General features: G+C 42.9%; 20 protein-coding genes, 1 rRNA gene and 1 pseudogene. 8 read left to right on the top strand and 14 right to left on the bottom strand.

What is annotated here, in order from left to right; genetic code table 11:
- The first annotated feature begins 98 nt into the window (after window positions 1-98).
- Window positions 99-213 (top strand): 5S ribosomal RNA (gene rrf / locus F946_RS13540).
- A gap of 243 nt (window positions 214-456) precedes the next feature.
- Here rrf and F946_RS13545 read toward each other — a convergent pair.
- The 3 genes from F946_RS13545 to F946_RS13555 form a co-directional block, all read right to left on the bottom strand.
- Window positions 457-1854, bottom strand: coding sequence for a dihydrolipoyl dehydrogenase (locus F946_RS13545; protein WP_035327142.1), 1398 nt, complete (start codon window positions 1852-1854; stop codon window positions 457-459).
- A gap of 209 nt (window positions 1855-2063) precedes the next feature.
- Window positions 2064-2489, bottom strand: coding sequence for a protein tyrosine phosphatase family protein (locus tag F946_RS13550; RefSeq protein WP_004983427.1), 426 nt, complete (start codon window positions 2487-2489; stop codon window positions 2064-2066).
- Window positions 2482-2817 (bottom strand): protein tyrosine phosphatase family protein, encoded by a 336-nt coding sequence (locus F946_RS13555; RefSeq protein ID WP_004983428.1) that lies wholly within the window; start codon window positions 2815-2817, stop codon window positions 2482-2484. The genes F946_RS13550 and F946_RS13555 overlap by 8 nt, the downstream gene beginning before the upstream one ends.
- A gap of 124 nt (window positions 2818-2941) precedes the next feature.
- On the opposite strand from F946_RS13555, the gene F946_RS13560 reads away from it, so the two are divergent.
- The 3 genes from F946_RS13560 to F946_RS13570 are packed head-to-tail and all read left to right on the top strand — an operon-like array spanning window position 2942 to window position 4710.
- Window positions 2942-3838 (top strand): alpha/beta hydrolase, encoded by an 897-nt coding sequence (locus F946_RS13560; protein ID WP_004983429.1) that lies wholly within the window; start codon window positions 2942-2944, stop codon window positions 3836-3838.
- Window positions 3839-4270 carry a thioredoxin TrxC gene (trxC, locus tag F946_RS13565; RefSeq protein ID WP_004697614.1) on the top strand — a complete coding sequence of 144 codons (432 nt, stop codon included), beginning with the start codon at window positions 3839-3841 and terminating at the stop codon, window positions 4268-4270.
- 17 nt (window positions 4271-4287) lie between these two features.
- Complete coding sequence (locus F946_RS13570) at window positions 4288-4710, top strand: acyl-CoA thioesterase (RefSeq protein WP_004697616.1); 423 nt, start codon at window positions 4288-4290, stop codon at window positions 4708-4710.
- A 73-nt stretch (window positions 4711-4783) separates the two neighbouring features.
- On the opposite strand, the pseudogene F946_RS13575 reads toward F946_RS13570, so the two are convergent.
- From F946_RS13575 to F946_RS13585, 3 genes and pseudogenes are all read right to left on the bottom strand, one after another.
- Window positions 4784-5282 (bottom strand): annotated as a pseudogene (locus F946_RS13575) (nuclear transport factor 2 family protein).
- Between the two features lie 137 nt (window positions 5283-5419).
- Window positions 5420-5920: a DUF4442 domain-containing protein gene (locus F946_RS13580; RefSeq protein ID WP_004983432.1), complete on the bottom strand. Its 501-nt coding sequence runs from the start codon at window positions 5918-5920 to the stop codon at window positions 5420-5422.
- Between the two features lie 28 nt (window positions 5921-5948).
- The gene (locus tag F946_RS13585; RefSeq protein ID WP_004697619.1) at window positions 5949-6437 is read right to left on the bottom strand and encodes a YajQ family cyclic di-GMP-binding protein; all 489 of its coding nucleotides are present in this window, start codon (window positions 6435-6437) and stop codon (window positions 5949-5951) included.
- Between the two features lie 91 nt (window positions 6438-6528).
- Here F946_RS13585 and F946_RS13590 point away from each other — a divergent pair, with 91 nt between their 5' ends.
- A complete protein-coding gene (locus tag F946_RS13590) occupies window positions 6529-6843 on the top strand; it encodes a rhodanese-like domain-containing protein (protein ID WP_004983438.1) in 315 nt (104 codons plus the stop codon).
- Window positions 6844-6943: 100 nt separating this feature from the next.
- Here the strand turns inward: F946_RS13590 and mnmC are convergent, their stop codons facing one another.
- From mnmC to F946_RS13610, 4 genes are read right to left on the bottom strand one after another with little or no spacing between them, the layout of a single operon-like run.
- Window positions 6944-8857, bottom strand: coding sequence for a bifunctional tRNA (5-methylaminomethyl-2-thiouridine)(34)-methyltransferase MnmC2/FAD-dependent 5-carboxymethylaminomethyl-2-thiouridine(34) oxidoreductase MnmC1 (gene mnmC / locus F946_RS13595; protein WP_004983440.1), 1914 nt, complete (start codon window positions 8855-8857; stop codon window positions 6944-6946).
- Between the two features lie 30 nt (window positions 8858-8887).
- Window positions 8888-9391 (bottom strand): SH3 domain-containing protein, encoded by a 504-nt coding sequence (locus tag F946_RS13600; protein WP_004983442.1) that lies wholly within the window; start codon window positions 9389-9391, stop codon window positions 8888-8890.
- Window positions 9392-9395: 4 nt separating this feature from the next.
- Complete coding sequence (locus tag F946_RS13605; RefSeq protein WP_004697623.1) at window positions 9396-9698, bottom strand: YciI family protein; 303 nt, start codon at window positions 9696-9698, stop codon at window positions 9396-9398.
- A 29-nt stretch (window positions 9699-9727) separates the two neighbouring features.
- Window positions 9728-10342: an inner membrane-spanning protein YciB gene (locus tag F946_RS13610; RefSeq protein WP_004983445.1), complete on the bottom strand. Its 615-nt coding sequence runs from the start codon at window positions 10340-10342 to the stop codon at window positions 9728-9730.
- A gap of 44 nt (window positions 10343-10386) precedes the next feature.
- Between F946_RS13610 and F946_RS13615 the strand changes: the two genes are divergently transcribed.
- Window positions 10387-11238, top strand: a complete 852-nt coding sequence (locus F946_RS13615; protein ID WP_004983448.1) for a PHP domain-containing protein — start codon at window positions 10387-10389, stop codon at window positions 11236-11238.
- 67 nt (window positions 11239-11305) lie between these two features.
- On the opposite strand, the gene F946_RS13620 is transcribed toward F946_RS13615, so the two are convergent.
- Together F946_RS13620 and radC are read right to left on the bottom strand one after the other, a co-directional pair.
- Window positions 11306-12217: a bestrophin family protein gene (locus F946_RS13620; protein ID WP_004983451.1), complete on the bottom strand. Its 912-nt coding sequence runs from the start codon at window positions 12215-12217 to the stop codon at window positions 11306-11308.
- Window positions 12218-12292: 75 nt separating this feature from the next.
- Window positions 12293-12985, bottom strand: coding sequence for a RadC family protein (gene radC / locus F946_RS13625; protein ID WP_004983461.1), 693 nt, complete (start codon window positions 12983-12985; stop codon window positions 12293-12295).
- Window positions 12986-13096: 111 nt separating this feature from the next.
- Here radC and coaBC point away from each other — a divergent pair, with 111 nt between their 5' ends.
- Both coaBC and F946_RS13635 read left to right on the top strand, forming a co-directional pair.
- Window positions 13097-14371: a bifunctional phosphopantothenoylcysteine decarboxylase/phosphopantothenate--cysteine ligase CoaBC gene (gene coaBC, locus F946_RS13630; RefSeq protein WP_004983463.1), complete on the top strand. Its 1275-nt coding sequence runs from the start codon at window positions 13097-13099 to the stop codon at window positions 14369-14371.
- Between the two features lie 77 nt (window positions 14372-14448).
- Window positions 14449-14838, top strand: coding sequence for a cytochrome b562 (locus F946_RS13635; protein WP_004983466.1), 390 nt, complete (start codon window positions 14449-14451; stop codon window positions 14836-14838).
- A 60-nt stretch (window positions 14839-14898) separates the two neighbouring features.
- Here the strand turns inward: F946_RS13635 and secB are convergent, their stop codons facing one another.
- Entirely contained in the window at window positions 14899-15348 is a 450-nt protein-coding gene (gene secB, locus F946_RS13640; protein WP_004697631.1) for a protein-export chaperone SecB, read from the bottom strand.
- A 27-nt stretch (window positions 15349-15375) separates the two neighbouring features.
- A complete protein-coding gene (gene grxC / locus F946_RS13645; RefSeq protein ID WP_004697632.1) occupies window positions 15376-15630 on the bottom strand; it encodes a glutaredoxin 3 in 255 nt (84 codons plus the stop codon).
- Window positions 15631-15632: the final 2 nt, after the last annotated feature.

Raw genomic sequence — 15632 nt, forward strand, 5'->3', positions numbered from 1 at the left:
AATATCCAACTCAAATATACCTGTTAATAACTCATTTGATGAAAGTTAGGCATACACAATGTGTAAATAAGACCCAACGAATAGTCATAAACAGTTGTGCTGGCGACAATAGCAAGAGTGAACCACCTGATCCCTTCCCGAACTCAGAAGTGAAACCTCTTAGCGCTGATGGTAGTGTGGAGTTATCCATGTGAGAGTAAGTCATCGCCAGCTCATTAATTCAAATCCCCCTCCGCTAATCGCAGAGGGGGATTTTTTTATGCAAGGAAATGGTAAATAATATAAATAAAGAATTATTAAGAGGGAAAAATAAGAAGAAGTAATCAGATGAAAAGAGCTGGAAATAAGCTATCTATAAGGGCCTAAATAGTAAAAAGCCAGCATTTGCTGGCTTTTATATATTATTTGATGAAATCATTTAATTGCACACAGAAAATCTTATTAAAAGAACATGCATCATGAATTTCGCAGTTTAGGTATCGTATCTAGCTGTCGACGTGCATGTTTTAATGCCGTTCTTAAACCTTCTTCAAGGGTTGGGTGATAAAACGGTTTTTCCAAAATTTCATCGACGGTCAGTTGTTCTGAAATCATCCATGCCAGTAAATGGGCCAAATGTTCAGTAGATTCTGTGAGTAATTCAGCACCAAGTAGTTTTCGACTGCTTTTATCCACATACACGTCAATGGCCCCATGGTTTTTACCCAGAACTAATGCACGCCCTTGTTTAGCATAAGATACTTCGCCGATGACAAAATCGATAGGTGCACTTTGTAGTTGCTGAAAGTTTTGTCCAACCATTGCCATTTCTGGGCTACTAAACACGATGCCTAAAGGTGTTAAAGTTTTGACTGGTTCTATAGTGGGGAAGTTCAATGCATTTTTGACCAAAACTTTACCTTCGTGTGAGGCTTCATGTTGTAATGGAGTATCAGTATGTGCATCGCCAATGATAAAAATCGGATAGTCGGCGAGTTGTTTGGTCTCAGGATCAACAGGTAAATGTTTTAAGTCTGTGAATGAGGTGTCGATATTTTCGAGTTTAAGGGTATTTAAAAGACTGCTGCGTCCTGTAGCAACCAATAAATAATCGACGTTGAGTGTTTTAGGCTGACCATTTTCAATAAAACTAATTTCAACTTGATCGTTTATATACTTAATTTTAGTGGGTAAAACTTCGAACTTGATCTCAAGTTCAGTGCTAATTTCTGTTTGTGCCAACTGCTGCAATTTCGGGCTGGTCAGAACGCCGACTTTACGACTACGTGCAAAGACTGTGGTATTGACGCCAAGTCGTTGCATGGCTTGCGCAAGTTCAATCGCGATGACTCCGCTCCCAATCACCGCTAAAGATTTGGGTAAAGCATTGAGTTCAAAGATTTGATCGGAGGTGATGAGTCGATCACCAAGTTCATTCTTCCATGCTGGGTCAAAGCTAGGTGTGGAGCCTACAGCTAAAATAAAGCTTTTGGCTTGGTAGAGTTGCCCATTAACTTCGACCGTTTTTGCATCGACAAAGCGAGCACGACCCCGAATTTTATGAGACTCAGGCCAGCTCTCTACGGTTTTAAGGGTGCTATGAGTAAAGCGATCACGGAGTTTTTGTACGTGTTGCATGACCTGACTGCGGTCTATTTTTGACTCTACTTGCAATCCGACACGATCCGCATGTTGAATATCATGCATGCGATTTGCTGTAGAAATCAGCACTTTTGACGGCATGCAGCCGACACGTGCACAAGTAGTGTCCCATGGCCCATCATTAATGATTAATAGATTTTGTGTGGACTTCACGGCTTGTTGGTAGGCTGCGATACCCGCAGTTCCAGCCCCAATAATAATCAGATCATACATAAGTAAACGTTTATCTAAGCGAGACATACTCTATAGTTAACATATTCAGGGCTGTAGATGATTATATTTTGTAAAAAAACGGCACTAGATGCCGTCTTTACTTTCATTTGACTTATAAGCCAGTACCAACGCTTACCCCAACAGTAGGACGTACATTCATTGAACTACATGCTGTCATTAAGGTACAGCAGAGTAAAAGTAGCAACAGTTTATTCATGGAGTAATCCTCGTTGTTTTGCCTGATTGAACAGCAGACTAGAGCGAGCACCACTCTTACAGACCATTAAAATAGGCTTGGGCAATTCATTATAATATTTAGCAAATTCGACCACGTCTGTTTCAGAAATTTTACTGCTGGTAACCGGTTGGTAAATTACGCTGACTTTGGACTGTTCCGCAATATTACGCAGTTGATCAACGTGAACGGTATTACCTTGTTCTTGATCTGGTCGGTTGACAATGACCGACTTAAAACCTTGTTTTATCAACTGTTGAAACTTGTCTTGGGTCATTTCCCCTGAAATACTGAGCTGTGGGCTGAGTGCTTGACTCAGGTTATTCGTTGCCGCCCATAATGCACTGCTTGTTAAAATCAGAGCAGTGCAGATGACACTTTTAAACAACCGTTTAGTCATCTAACAGGTCCATTTGTTTCGCCAGTTGGTATAAGTTGTTTGAGCGATTACCAGTACGGCAGAACATTAAAACAGGTTTTGGTAGCTCATTGAAATGATTGGCAAAAGTGCGTACATCCATTTCTGTGATTTGCCCTGCAACCACAGGTTGATAGACATAATCGAGGCCTGCAATACGTGCTGCTTCTTCAATTTGAGCGCTGGTTGGTTGTTCTGGGCCACCTTCCATATCTGGGCGGTTATTGATCACAGATTTAAACCCTTTTTCAACCACTTGAACCAAATGTTCTGGGCCAATTTGACCTGCAAAGCCTACATTTTCGCTCATGCTGTCACTCCAAAATTAAACTAATCGAGATATGCTTTATGATAGCATTAAGCTGAAAGCTCAGCCTATGCTGTTGAAATATTTATAAGCGATTACAACCATAAAATAACGCAATGGAGCAGGTATGCACGCCTATACCGTTGAACCGCTATATGTCAAAAGTGGCCAAGAGGTCATTGCTGCGGATTTCTATCGTCCGAAAACTGAAGAAAAGCCAGCAGTGATTCTGATGGCCCATGGTTTGGCTGGGCTGCGCCAATTCAAACTGATCCAATTTGCGCAGCGTTTTGCACAAGCGGGTTATGCAGTCGTGTTATTTGACTACCGTTATTGGGGCGGTAGTACTGGACGTCCACGAGAATTGGTCTCGATTAAGAAACAGCTGGAAGACTGGCGGACTATGATTAACCACCTCAAAGAACGTAAGTCGATTGATAGTCGACGGATCGTGCTGTGGGGGACCGCGCTCAGTGGCGGTTATGTGCTCGATATCGCAGCAGAGTTCAAGAATGTACAGGCCGTGATGGCGCAAGTGCCTTTTGTAGATGGGGCAGCAAGTGCTAAGTTATATCCTTTGCAACAGTTCCCCAAAGCCTTAAAACTATCCAGCCAAGATTATATGGGGGGAAAAGTAGGGATGTCCCCGACTACTTTACCTGTGGTTGATCCACGTGAGTTATGTTTTTTGCCGACGCAAGATGCGTATTTGGGTTATCGTTCGATTATTAATCCTGATTATTATTGGAGTGGAGAGATACCTGCCCGACTCTTTTTTAATCTAATTCGTTATCGTCCCATTCAAAATGTCAGACAAATTAATATTCCTGTACTTTTCATTGCTGCCAAGCATGATAGTTTAATTCCGATCGAATCCAGTCGTGAAGCAGCCACCAATATTGCCCCTTTTGTTCAATATCATGAGTGGGAAATGCAGCATTTTGATATTTATCATGCCAGTTGGTTTGAAAAAGCCATTTCGACCCAATTAGAATTCTTACATCAACATATTGGAGTCAACTAAATGATTATCGTCTGTCCTACTTGTTTGGCCAAGAATCGTGTGCCTGAAGAGAAATTAAGTGCTAATCCGAGCTGTGGTCAATGCCACGCAGCGCTTTTACCTGCGGCACCGATTGAATTGAATGAGCAGAATTTTAGCCAGTTCATTAGCCATAGCGATTTACCTGTGTTTATTGATTTATGGGCAGAGTGGTGTGGTCCATGTAAAATGATGGCTCCGCACTTTGCTGAAGTGGCCAAGCAAAATCCGCAGGTTATTTTTGCTAAAATTAATACCGAAGAATCTCCGCGCTTGAGCAGTGCGTTTAACGTACGTAGTATTCCAACCTTAGTTTTAATGAATAAAACTACTGAAATTGCTAGAATAAGCGGTGCGCTCCGTGCGCCACAATTGCAACAATGGTTAGATCAACAGTTGCAAGCCCAGTCATAACGAAAATTGGAGTCAACGTGTCAGAGATTCATGTGAAACCAGAAGGGATGTTGTCTCTTCAGACAATTGCAATGCCAGCCGATACCAACTGGAGTGGAGATGTTTTTGGTGGTTGGATTGTGTCACAAATGGATTTGGCGGGTGCAATTCACGCAGAGCGTTTTAGTAAGGGACGCTGTGCAACGATTTCAATTAATCAGATGACGTTCTTAGTCCCAGTGAAAGTTGGCGATGTCATCAGTTGTTATACCAAACTGTTAAAAGTGGGCAATACGTCTATTCAGATGGAAATTGAAGTGTGGGATAGTCATGACAGTTCACGTCCGCCTGTACGTGTGACTGAAGGTGTATTTACCTTTGTTGCTGTTGATGTCAAAGGCAATAAACGTCAGATTCCAGCGGATGTTAAAGAAAAGTTTCTTGCGAGCCAATCCAACTAAGGTTTGAGTCGGTCTGCAAAAAAGCCAGTGTAATCACTGGCTTTTTTATTGTTATTCCACACAGTCCGATGGATTAAAACATGGTATTGCGGTTGGCGGACTCCCGCGGGAATAGTTTGTATCACATCCCAGTGTTCTACAATTTTGCCTTGTTCGACGCGGAAAATATCGACAACGGCTTCACCACGATCTTGTGTATTTTGAGTGGAATGTACATGGAGCACCACCAAATCACCTTCGGCCACGACACGTTTGATGGTATTTTTTGCATCTGGATGTTCTTTAAAATACTGGGTGAAGTAGTTTACAAAAGGTGCTTTTCCGTCTGCAACATAGGGATTATGTTGAATGTATTGTGTACCAATATAGCGGTCAGAATAGGTTTGAACCTGATGTTTGCTAAAAACTCCTTCATAAAAGTCCACTACAAGTTTTTTATTTTGTTCGGTCAGGGCAGAGGCAGAATGGTGACTCGGCATTGTTGAAACAGATTCATTGGCGGGATTGTGCTGTTGGCAGGCCACCAGCCCTAAAGAAAATAGGGCAATCGCTAAAATTAGTCTTTTTTTCATCAAGTCAGCTCAAATATTCATGTTATGTAGCATGATTTTGAGCTGAGTCGAAACAAAGATATAGTAAGTTTTAGTCGCAGCTTTAGCGTATTGTTGTAAATTTTATACTTACCAAACAGTAAGTTATATTTACATTTTTACTTTTTTAATGATGCTTTGTCGAGCCACGCCCATAACATTTCACATTGAACAGGTGCTTCACCCGATTCATCCATCACTGTCACAGAAACTAAAGTTTCACCTTTAGCGGTGGTTTGCATCAGCTGCTGCTGTTCTGGTGTTAAGGTGGCTGTCGCTGTCATGGCACCTTTACTTGGGCGTTTAAAGTCAACGTGCATGCTTTTAATCAGAACGATGCAATGGTCAGGCACATTCATCCCTGTTACAAAACCAGTTGCCGTTTCAGCAATCAAGGCCATGGCACAGGCATGCAGTTGACCAATATGGTTTTGCATGGCACGGTGATTTTCGATTTTGACCACGACTTCACTTGGGCTGACTTGCAAATAACGAATATTGGCACTGCCGACCATCGGAACTATGCGACCAAAAGCTTGACTCCATAATCGCGTACGCAACGCTTTCGGCAAGCGTGACGTGGTTTTTACAAGTTTTGATAAGCGATTGGACTTTTGCATAGTTACCTCAAATGATCAAACAAGAGTATTAGTCTTTAAAGTTATTGAACTGTAAAGGCAGACCAAATTGTTGTTCTTTTAAAAACGTCATTACTTGTTGTAATGTATCGCGCTTTTTATCAGTCACACGAATTTTGTCGCCTTGAATTGAAGATTGCACTTTAATGCCGCTTTCTTTAATGGCCTTGTTAATTTTTTTTGCGGTATCTGAGTCAAGTCCGTCTTTTAATTTCACCACTTGAAGTACATTTTTACCTGAAGCAGTCATTTTTTGTGGATCAAGCGCTTGAATATCGACTTTACGCTTAAAGAAATGGTTCTCTAACATGGTGTACACTTGTTCACACTGGAAATCACTTTCAGTTGAAATTTTGATTTCTTTGTTTTTTTCATTGAGTTCAATTGAAACGTCCTGACCACGGAAGTCGAAACGGGTTGCGATTTCCTTTTGGGTGTTCTGAACGGCATGATTTACTTCAAAAATTTCTAATTCTGAAACAATATCAAAAGATGGCATGGATTAAACCTTTACAAATGGAAAGAATATCTGAGATGCTAGGGATGTTTTCTTCATTTGCCAAGTGTTGTTTACATCAAAGGAGTGCGCAATGATCCGTAAACAAGAAATTACAACATTTGAGTTCCCAGAGGATGCGATCATCTGGGATGTACGCGATTCAAGTGCTTATGCTGAAGCACACGTGAAAGGGGCGATTAATCAGCCAATCACAGAACTTTCAGCACAGAGCCTTACTCAAGTGTCGACGGATCAACCGATTTACATTTTATGTGGTGGCGGTAGTAAAGCGCCACGTGCTGCAGAGTTACTCGAAGGTTTTGACAGTGCGCGTGAGTATGTGATTTTAATGGGTGGTACCCGTGCTGCTCGTGATGCTGGTTTAGCCTTAGAACAAAGTAATTAAGCAGAAGCAAAAAAAGCGCCGTAAGGCGCTTTTTTAATGTCTTGGAAATGTGATTTTTTTCTCTATAACGCCATACGCTGCACTTGAGTCATAAGCAGAATTAAGACTGCGCTTTAAAATAAGGCTTTTTGGCTTTGAGCTTTTTATGGAATCGGGTCGGACTGAGCTTCTGTAACAGTGACTCAGGAACGGGACAGGCCTCTTTCAGTATCTGCGCTGCTAAAATTTCACTACATAAAGGGGCAAACAAAAAGCCTTTAGAGCCCAAGCCCGCAAAGCTATAAATTTCAGTCTGTTCAGACATTTTTCCAAGGACTGGAAAATAGTCCAAACTTTGCGCGCGAACAGATGCACGGCCTTGCCAAGTCCTCACATCAGGAAGTGATTGTGCATAATGTGGAAAGACACTGTGGATAAGCTCGTAGTTATGCACATGGTCTTCAAGCAAAACATCGCTGTCGTCCCGATTGGGATGGAAGGATGCACCTAAAATGAACTGTTGAGCATCAAGCTGCATACAATAGCCGCCATAGCTATAAGCTTGATTGAGGGCTAAAGGTTGCGCAGTATTCTCCACCCAACTGACTTGTCCGCGAATGGGTTTCAGCACAGGGTACTGCTCAAAGAAAGCAGCCGTGTGGCGTGCACAACAGACAATCACATGATCAAACTGACCTAGAGATTGGGCTTGTGCATTGAAAAGTTCATTGTGCTCTGGATGGATTTGAGTAATGTTGGCTTGTACGAACTGAATGAGCAGATGCGCTAAGATTTGATCTCTGAGTTGATGTGGTGAGACAGCGCCGGCTTCAGTTAGATTCAGACTTGGATATTCAGTGATTAACGTACAATCAGCAGCTGTTTCGGCTGTCAAAAGATCCGCAGGATATTGCTGTTCGAGATCGAGTAAGTCTTCGGCTTTTTTCAGCGCCAGTTGATGTACTTGAATGGGGCGAAAAGCCTGAAATTTGGGATAGTGCTGTAAAGCATGTTGCCAAGCCAAGGTCATTAGATGTTCATGACTTTGTTCAATTGGACAAAGTTTGGGGTTGAGTAAGGCCAGCGGATTGCCTGAACCTCCTGCAAGTGGCTCAGATTGGTCGTAGAGCGTGACTTGATGCCCGCGCTCAGCAAAGGCCCATGCACTAGTTAAACCTGCAATCCCTGCGCCAATGATAGCAATTTGGCGTTGCTTAAAAGCGTGTGGTACTTGATCAGGTCGATTTTGATTCAATACTGATTTGGTATCTACAGCGTCTGATGTATTTTCAGGCTCAGCAGGTAACCAAATGGCTTTGAGCATTTCGCGTTTATGCTTATAGCCGCGCGGACGTGAAATAGAAATACCATGCTGTGTTAAACCACGTTTGAGTACGCCTGCGACACTAAATGAAGAAAATGTCGTTCCAATACCAGATAAGCGAACGATGTGATTCAGTACTTGCTCTTCCCATATGTCTGGGTTACAGGCAGGTGCAAAACCATCGAGGAACCATGCGTTAACGCTACTGGTTTTTGCCATACTGGGGAAAACATCGTGGGCATCGCCTAACCAAAGATCAAGGCTAAAACGTTCCTCAGGGAAGCTCAGGCGATGACAACCCGCAATTGGGTGCGGGTACTGTGCAATCAGTTGATTGGCGATAGGTTTGAGTTCAGGCCAGACATTGAGTGCACGTATTAGATCCGTTTTAGACAGCGGAAATTTTTCAACTGAAATGGCATGAAGGTGGCTGTGGTTATTTGGGCGCACCTGTTGCCAAAGTTGCCAAAGCGCCAAGATGTTGAGCCCTGTGCCAAAGCCTGTTTCACCAACACTAAAATATTCAAAGGGCTGAAGATTGGACAGACGCTCAGGTAAATCATTGCCATTTAAAAACACATGGCGAGTTTCGAGTAGACCATTGTCTTTGGAAAAATAGACATCGCCAAATTGTTTTGAGACCGGCACATCTATGCCATCAATCTGTTGCCACTCTAAATCGGCAGTTTGAATTGCACGCGACACAACCACAGCACCCTATTGTTTTCAATAGGGCTTAGCTTACCACTGACGACGACGTTTGGTGTAAACGTAACTGGCAATTAAGAAACCCAGTAATACACCAACAGCGATGGTCGCTGCGCCGTAGAGGAACATTTGTGCACTGCGTTCGCTTTGTAAGACTTGTACTTGTACACCGAGGCTATCATTTTTGAGTTGTAGCTCTTGGTTTTGCGCCAAAGCATCAAGGTTGGCTTTTTCCAATTGTGCAAGACGTGAAGCTTGGTCTTTGACCAATGCTTTGACTTTGGCATCTTGCAATGCTTTGTTTTTGGCAAGTTGTTCAGCGGTGAGTGGTTTGGCTTCTTGCGGTTGACCTGTAGGGCTAACTGTGGCCACCGCAGGAATGATTTTCGGTTGAGTCGTACTGCCTTGCACCAGAACAGGTGCGGCAGTCGTTGCTGGTACAGCAGAGGCTACACTCGGGGCAGGAGCGGTTTCAACGGCCCACGCCATAGAAGAAAGAAGAGATAAGCCCAATAAGCTTGTGACAACAACGCGCATGACCTTATCCTTGAGGGAATGCTTTATTAAATGGTTTAACATCAATCTGACGATAAACCCCTGCTTTTAAGAATGGCTCTTCCTGTAACCAGACATCGAGTGCTTCACGTGAGTCAAAGTCAACAATGATTGTACTGCCGTAAAAGCCTGCTTGTGGATTGCTTGGATCTTTCGGCATCGCTCCTGCAACAATTAAACGACCTTCATCATTAAGTTTTTGTAAACGAGCAAGATGTTCTGGACGTGTAGCAAGACGTTTTTCGACTGTACCCTCTTGATCGGTACATGTGACGACGAATAGCGGCATAAGAGTTCTCGATGTATGTTCTGGCTAAATTACTCTTCAGAAGATTTAAAGTATTTACGCAATACAATAAACTGAATAATGATAAAGGAAAACATCACGATCATGTCACCAAAAGCCGTGAATTCTCCCCAATATTTTCCGTCCATAAATAAAAATGCGAAAAATACGTGTAAAAAAGACATGAGGGCAAACATAGCAGCCCACGCAAAGTTTAAATTTTTCCAACCTGCGTCGGTTAAATTAAAGATTGGGCCGAACAAGCGTTTGATCAGCGGTTTGCGTTCTTTGCCAAAATAAGGAGAAAGTAAGAAAGCACCTGAGAAAATAATGTTCAGCAAGGCCGCTTTAAGTTTGATGTAAAAGTCATCCGACAGCATTAAGGTGACACCGCCGAAAATAACCGTCATAAACAACACAATCCACTGTTGTTTGTCTAAACGGAACTTTTGCATGAAGAACAGTGCGCCGTAAACCACCAGCATCGAAATGATCAAACCTGTGGTCGCTACAAGAATATTATTATTATCGACACCCCCAGCAGAACCAATCAATTGGAGCAATGGGTGATCAGTATTTTTAGGATCTACAGTTTTATATAAATAAAAGAAAATTATCAGCGGCACAAAGTCTAAAAGTGCTTTCATGTTAGAGTATCTAAATCTGTTCAAATAAATAGCTAGTATAAGTGATGGAAGGCGTAGATTTACATACTCACAGCAATATTTCTGATGGTACTTTCACACCGAAGCAATTGGTTGATGCTGCCGCGGAAAAAGGCATCCACACCTTGGCTTTGACAGACCATGACACCATGGATGGTCTTGCGTTGGCAGAGTTGGCTGCAAAGTCGCATGCGATGCGTATTATTTCGGGGGTAGAAATTTCGAGTCAGTGGTCGAGACCCTCAACCCAGAAAAACTATGGTGTGCATGTGGTTGCATTGAATATGCAAGACTTAGAACCACTGCAAAAATGCCTTGAACAGCAAAAACAAATCCGTGCGCGACGCGCTAAACAAATCTGTGATTTGTTGATTCCATTGATTGGTGAAGATATTTATCTCGATGTTTTAGCGAAAGTTGAACAGATTCCTGACCGTGTGACTCGAACCCATATTGCCAAGACCTTGGTTGAAAAAAAGTATGTGAGTCGTGCGCAACAAGCGTTTGATAAATATATTAAGGAAGGCAAGAAAGCCTACGTGAAATTTGATGGGCTGGGTTTAGAAGAAACCATTCAAGTGATTCATGCCAGTGGTGGTTTTGCAGTATTGGCGCATCCGACACGTTATGACTTATCTGCTACGAACATTCGTTATCTGATTGAAATATTTGCGCAGTTTGGTGGGGATGCGGTTGAATTGCCGCCCAATGTCGAACCGACATCTACCCGTCAAATGGTGGATCGGATTATTGCCGAGCATGGTTTAAAAGTATCGGTCGGGAGTGACTTTCATGGTGACAATATGCCGTGGATTAAGTTGGGCAATATTCCCAGAGTTAAAGACGGGCAAGTGGGGATTTGGGAAAGTTTTGTCTAAAGATTTTTGACCATTCCTACCTTCTCCAAGAGCTATATAGCCTAAGAGAAGGTCAGTGTGCGCTTGATTAGAGTAAGTTATTGTCTTGTGCTTGAATGGGTGGAGGGGTCGGTTTACCTAAAGTCCCAAGCAGTTCAATTTCGATGGTGCGTACCATCGAGTCCAGCGGCAAGTCATTACTTTGCGTTCCGAAAGGTTCTTCAATTTCCGAGCTCAAAGCATCGAGTCCTAAGAAGGTATAGGCCAACACACCAACCAATAGCGGGGTGAAAATACCTAAGGTTGAGCCTAAGCTAAACGGTAAAATGAGACAGAAAAAATACACCGTACGATTGAGTAATACCGAGTAGGCAAAAGGTAGTGGTGTTGTCGCAATACGGTCACAACCGGTTTGCACCACACTCAAGTCAGCAACGTGCTGATTTAGCTGCGCATACACAATGTCACTAATTTCACCTTCTTTTAATGCCTGCATCAACTCCCACTGAATTAAGCTGAGCGTGTACTGCGGGGCATTGGCTTGTTGATACAGCTGAGTCAGTGCATTTTGACTTAAGCCACTGGTTTCCACCAGTTCTGTTGGATTGGCTGTTTGATGGCGTAAACGGTCACGTAAGACATTGGCAAAGACAATCACATGTTGAATCACACGTTCACGACGACCTTGAGTCAAGATACGACAGTCGCGGTCAAAGTGACGTGAGTTGGCAATTAAAATGCCCCATAACTTTCGCGCTTCCCACCAACGGTCATAGCAGGCACTATTTTTAAAGCCGAGGAAAATAGAAAGTACCACCCCAATGAGGGTGAAGCCGACCAAAGGCAGTTCAGGGAAGTGGAAATAGCCGACATAGGACAAAATGCCAATAATGGCAGAGACCAACATGACCACACCCAAAGGCGGTAAAACTTTGGGAAGAATGGTGCCACGCCATGAAAAAAGCACCTTAAAAATACTGGGCTGATCACGCACAATCATGTGATTAGAATTCTTTTAAAATTTTGCTTGATCTTCATATTTGTCGTCGTATTTGTCAATCATTTGTCTGCATATTTAAACGGATTGGATCAGACCGTGTTCAGCAAAAGAAAAAGCACCTTCGGGTGATAAAATGAAATGATCAATCAGTTGAATATCCACGAGCTGAGTGGCTTGAAGAATGCGCTCAGTCAGTTCAATGTCCGCCGTGGAGGGTTGAGCTTTTCCAAGCGGATGGTTATGGGCAAGCACCATGAATGTAGCGTGTTGAGCAATACAGTAACGTAGCAATTGATTGATCGATATTTCACAAGAATTGACTGCGCCAAAAAACAATTTTTTAAAGTTTATTTTTCTTAAATGTGCATCTAAGCAGAGCACCGCAAAGACTTCTTGGTTTTCGCCAGAAAATTCATACTGTAAAAACTTGAGCAGTTGAGCTGAATGATTGAGTTCCAACTTGTGTTGCTTGAGCTGCTGGCTGCCGTAACGTCGCCCCAATTCTTTGACGGCCATTAATTGTGAATACTTGGTCGGGCCAATGCCGTGAAACTGGCTGAGCTCGGGCAGTTCAGCATCGAAAACCGCATTCAGACTACCAAAATGTTGCAACAAAAGACGTGCCAATTCGACTGCAGAATGTTGTGTTGAACCCGAGCGGATGAAAATAGCCAGCAGTTCTGCATCGGATAGGCTGGCTGGCCCTTGTTGTAATAAGCGTTCACGAGGCCGTTCTTGTTCAGGCCATTTTTTTATGGATAAGTGCATTATTTTATACTTTTTTATTCTTAATCCGAGAAACAGGGCCCAATCGATGATTGGGTACGAGACTATTTAATGCTATTGTGAGCGCCACTGCAACAGAAAGGTAGCCTGTTCGTGAGCTTTGATCTCAGTGTAATTCCAAATAAAAATATCCTTTTAGCTGTTACGGGCGGTATTGCTGCCTATAAAAGTGCCATTTTGGTTCGCCGTTTAAAAGATGCGGGTTTTCAAGTCCGTGTGGTGATGACCGAAGGTGCGCAGGCTTTTATTACGCCGCTAACTTTTCAAGCTTTGTCGGGCAACCCCGTACATACAGAACTTCTCGACCCTGAAGCCGAAGCGGGCATGGGGCATATTGAGCTGGCACGCTGGGCAGACCTGCTTTTGGTTGCGCCTGCCAGTTGCAACACCATTGCAAAGTTTGCTGCGGGTTTAGCTGATGACTTACTTTCTACTTTATATTTAGCCACCAAAGCCCCTGTATGGGTCGCACCAGCCATGAACCAACAAATGTGGGCAGCAAAAGCGACACAGCGTAATTTAGCGACTTTGGTGGAAGATGGCATGCATGTGATCATGCCAGATGCGGGTGCGCAAGCTTGTGGTGATGTCGGTTTAGGCCGTATGCCTGAGCCTGAGGATTTGGCACATCAAGTGACAGAATACTTCCATAAAGTGCAGCGTGCCATGGCTGAAAAATTTGGGATGTTGGCGGGTAAAAAAGTCACCATTACTGCTGGGCCAACGCGTGAAGCAATTGATCCTGTGCGTTATATTTCCAACCACAGTACCGGAAAAATGGGCTTTGCCATTGCTGCTGCCTGTTATGCGGCAGGAGCCAAAGTAACTTTAATTGCAGGTCCTGTCAGCTTAGACACACCGAACGGTGTACGCCGAATCAATGTTTCATCTGCCATGAAAATGCTGGATACCAGTATGCAAATGTTAGATGAAGGCTGTGATGTGTTTATCGCGACTGCCGCTGTTGCGGACTATCGTGTTGCAGAAGTTGCAGAACATAAGATTAAGAAAGCAGGGGACGAGCTCAATGTTTCTTTAATCAAAAACCCTGATATTGTGGCGACCATTGCACAGCAAGATAAACGCCCGTTCATGGTGGGTTTCGCAGCAGAAACACGTAATGTCGAGGAATATGCCGCAGGTAAATTGGTCGCGAAAAAGCTCGATATGATTGCCTGTAATGATGTGTCACGTCCTGATATTGGTTTTGCTTCTGATGAAAATGCGATGACGGTCTTTTTTGCAGAAAGCTATAAAATGGACAAGCGCGATTTGGAAAAAGCGTCGAAACAAGAAATTGCTTTGCAGTTGGTTGAGGCGATTCATGATGCTTTACATCGAGACCCTGAAAGTGATGATGATTTTTAATTTACATCAGTCTTAATTTTTGCGATATTCAATGCAGCCTTAGGCTGCATTTTTTTTGCAAACTCATAGGAATAAGAATGAAAACATTATTAAAGGTTGTGCTGTTGAGCAGTGGTTTATGTTTGGCAGGACTTGCACAAGCGTCGGAAGTGCTAGAAAGTGCGATGAAATCTTTGGCGAAAAACTCAAAAGCTTTTGCTCAAGCCAAGACTGCCGCAGAGGCGAATACCGCATTAACTGAAATGCAAAAAGCTGCGGCAACTGCCAAGCAAAACAAACCTGACACTTTGGTGAAACAACCAAAAGACAGTGTTAAAGTGAAACAATATGAACAAAAGTTTGATGCATTAACCGAAGAAATTGAACATGCTCAGCATTTGGTACATGCTGGGAAACTTGCAGAAGCTAAACAAAGTTCAGCCAAGTTTGAGGCTATTAAGCAGCAAGGTCATAAAGCATTTAAATAATTCAGTACAATAAAAAAGACCGCAAAAGCGGTCTTTTTTATGTATGAAGAGCTTAAAGTTTTAAGCTTGACCTTCAACAGCGGCTGCTTGAGCACGCTGCATATTTGCTTCGAACTCAGCATCAAAGTTAATTGGTGTAAGTAACAATTGTGGGAAACTGCCTTTAGTCACCATATCATTCACCGCTTCACGAAGGAACGGGAACAAGATGTTTGGGCAATATGCACCTAAGATGTACGGAAGACGTTCTTCTTCAACACCATCTACAAGGAAAATACCCGCTTGAGTAACATCGACAATAAACGCCGTGTCGCCTGCATTGTTTGCTTGTACAACCACTTTAAGTGAAACTTCGTAGTGAGTTGGATCAACTTTTTCAGCAGAAGATGATAAGTTGATGTTCAACTCTGGTTGCCATTCTTTGGTAAAAACTTGCGCCCCAGGGACTTCAAAAGAAATATCTTTTGTGTAAATACGTTCTAAAGCAAGTTGTGGTTGAGCTTCACTCATTTTCTAATCCTTAATATGCTGAGCTAATTATGCCAATAGTTGGTCGAGTTTGCCTTCACGCTCTAAAGCATAAAGCTGATCAAAACCACCAATAAATTGGTCATCAATAAAAATTTGTGGAACCGTACGGTGATTGGTGCGTTGCATCAATTCAATGCGGACTTCTGGCGCTTCTTTAGATAAATTAATTTCTTTATATTCAACGCCTTTACGCTCAAGGAGCTGCTTTGCGCGAACGCAATATGGACATACAGTCGTTGAGTAAATAGTGACTTGAGCCATGA

The sequence above is a fragment of the Acinetobacter johnsonii ANC 3681 genome (assembly GCF_000368805.1).
Lineage (GTDB): Bacteria > Pseudomonadota > Gammaproteobacteria > Pseudomonadales > Moraxellaceae > Acinetobacter > Acinetobacter johnsonii.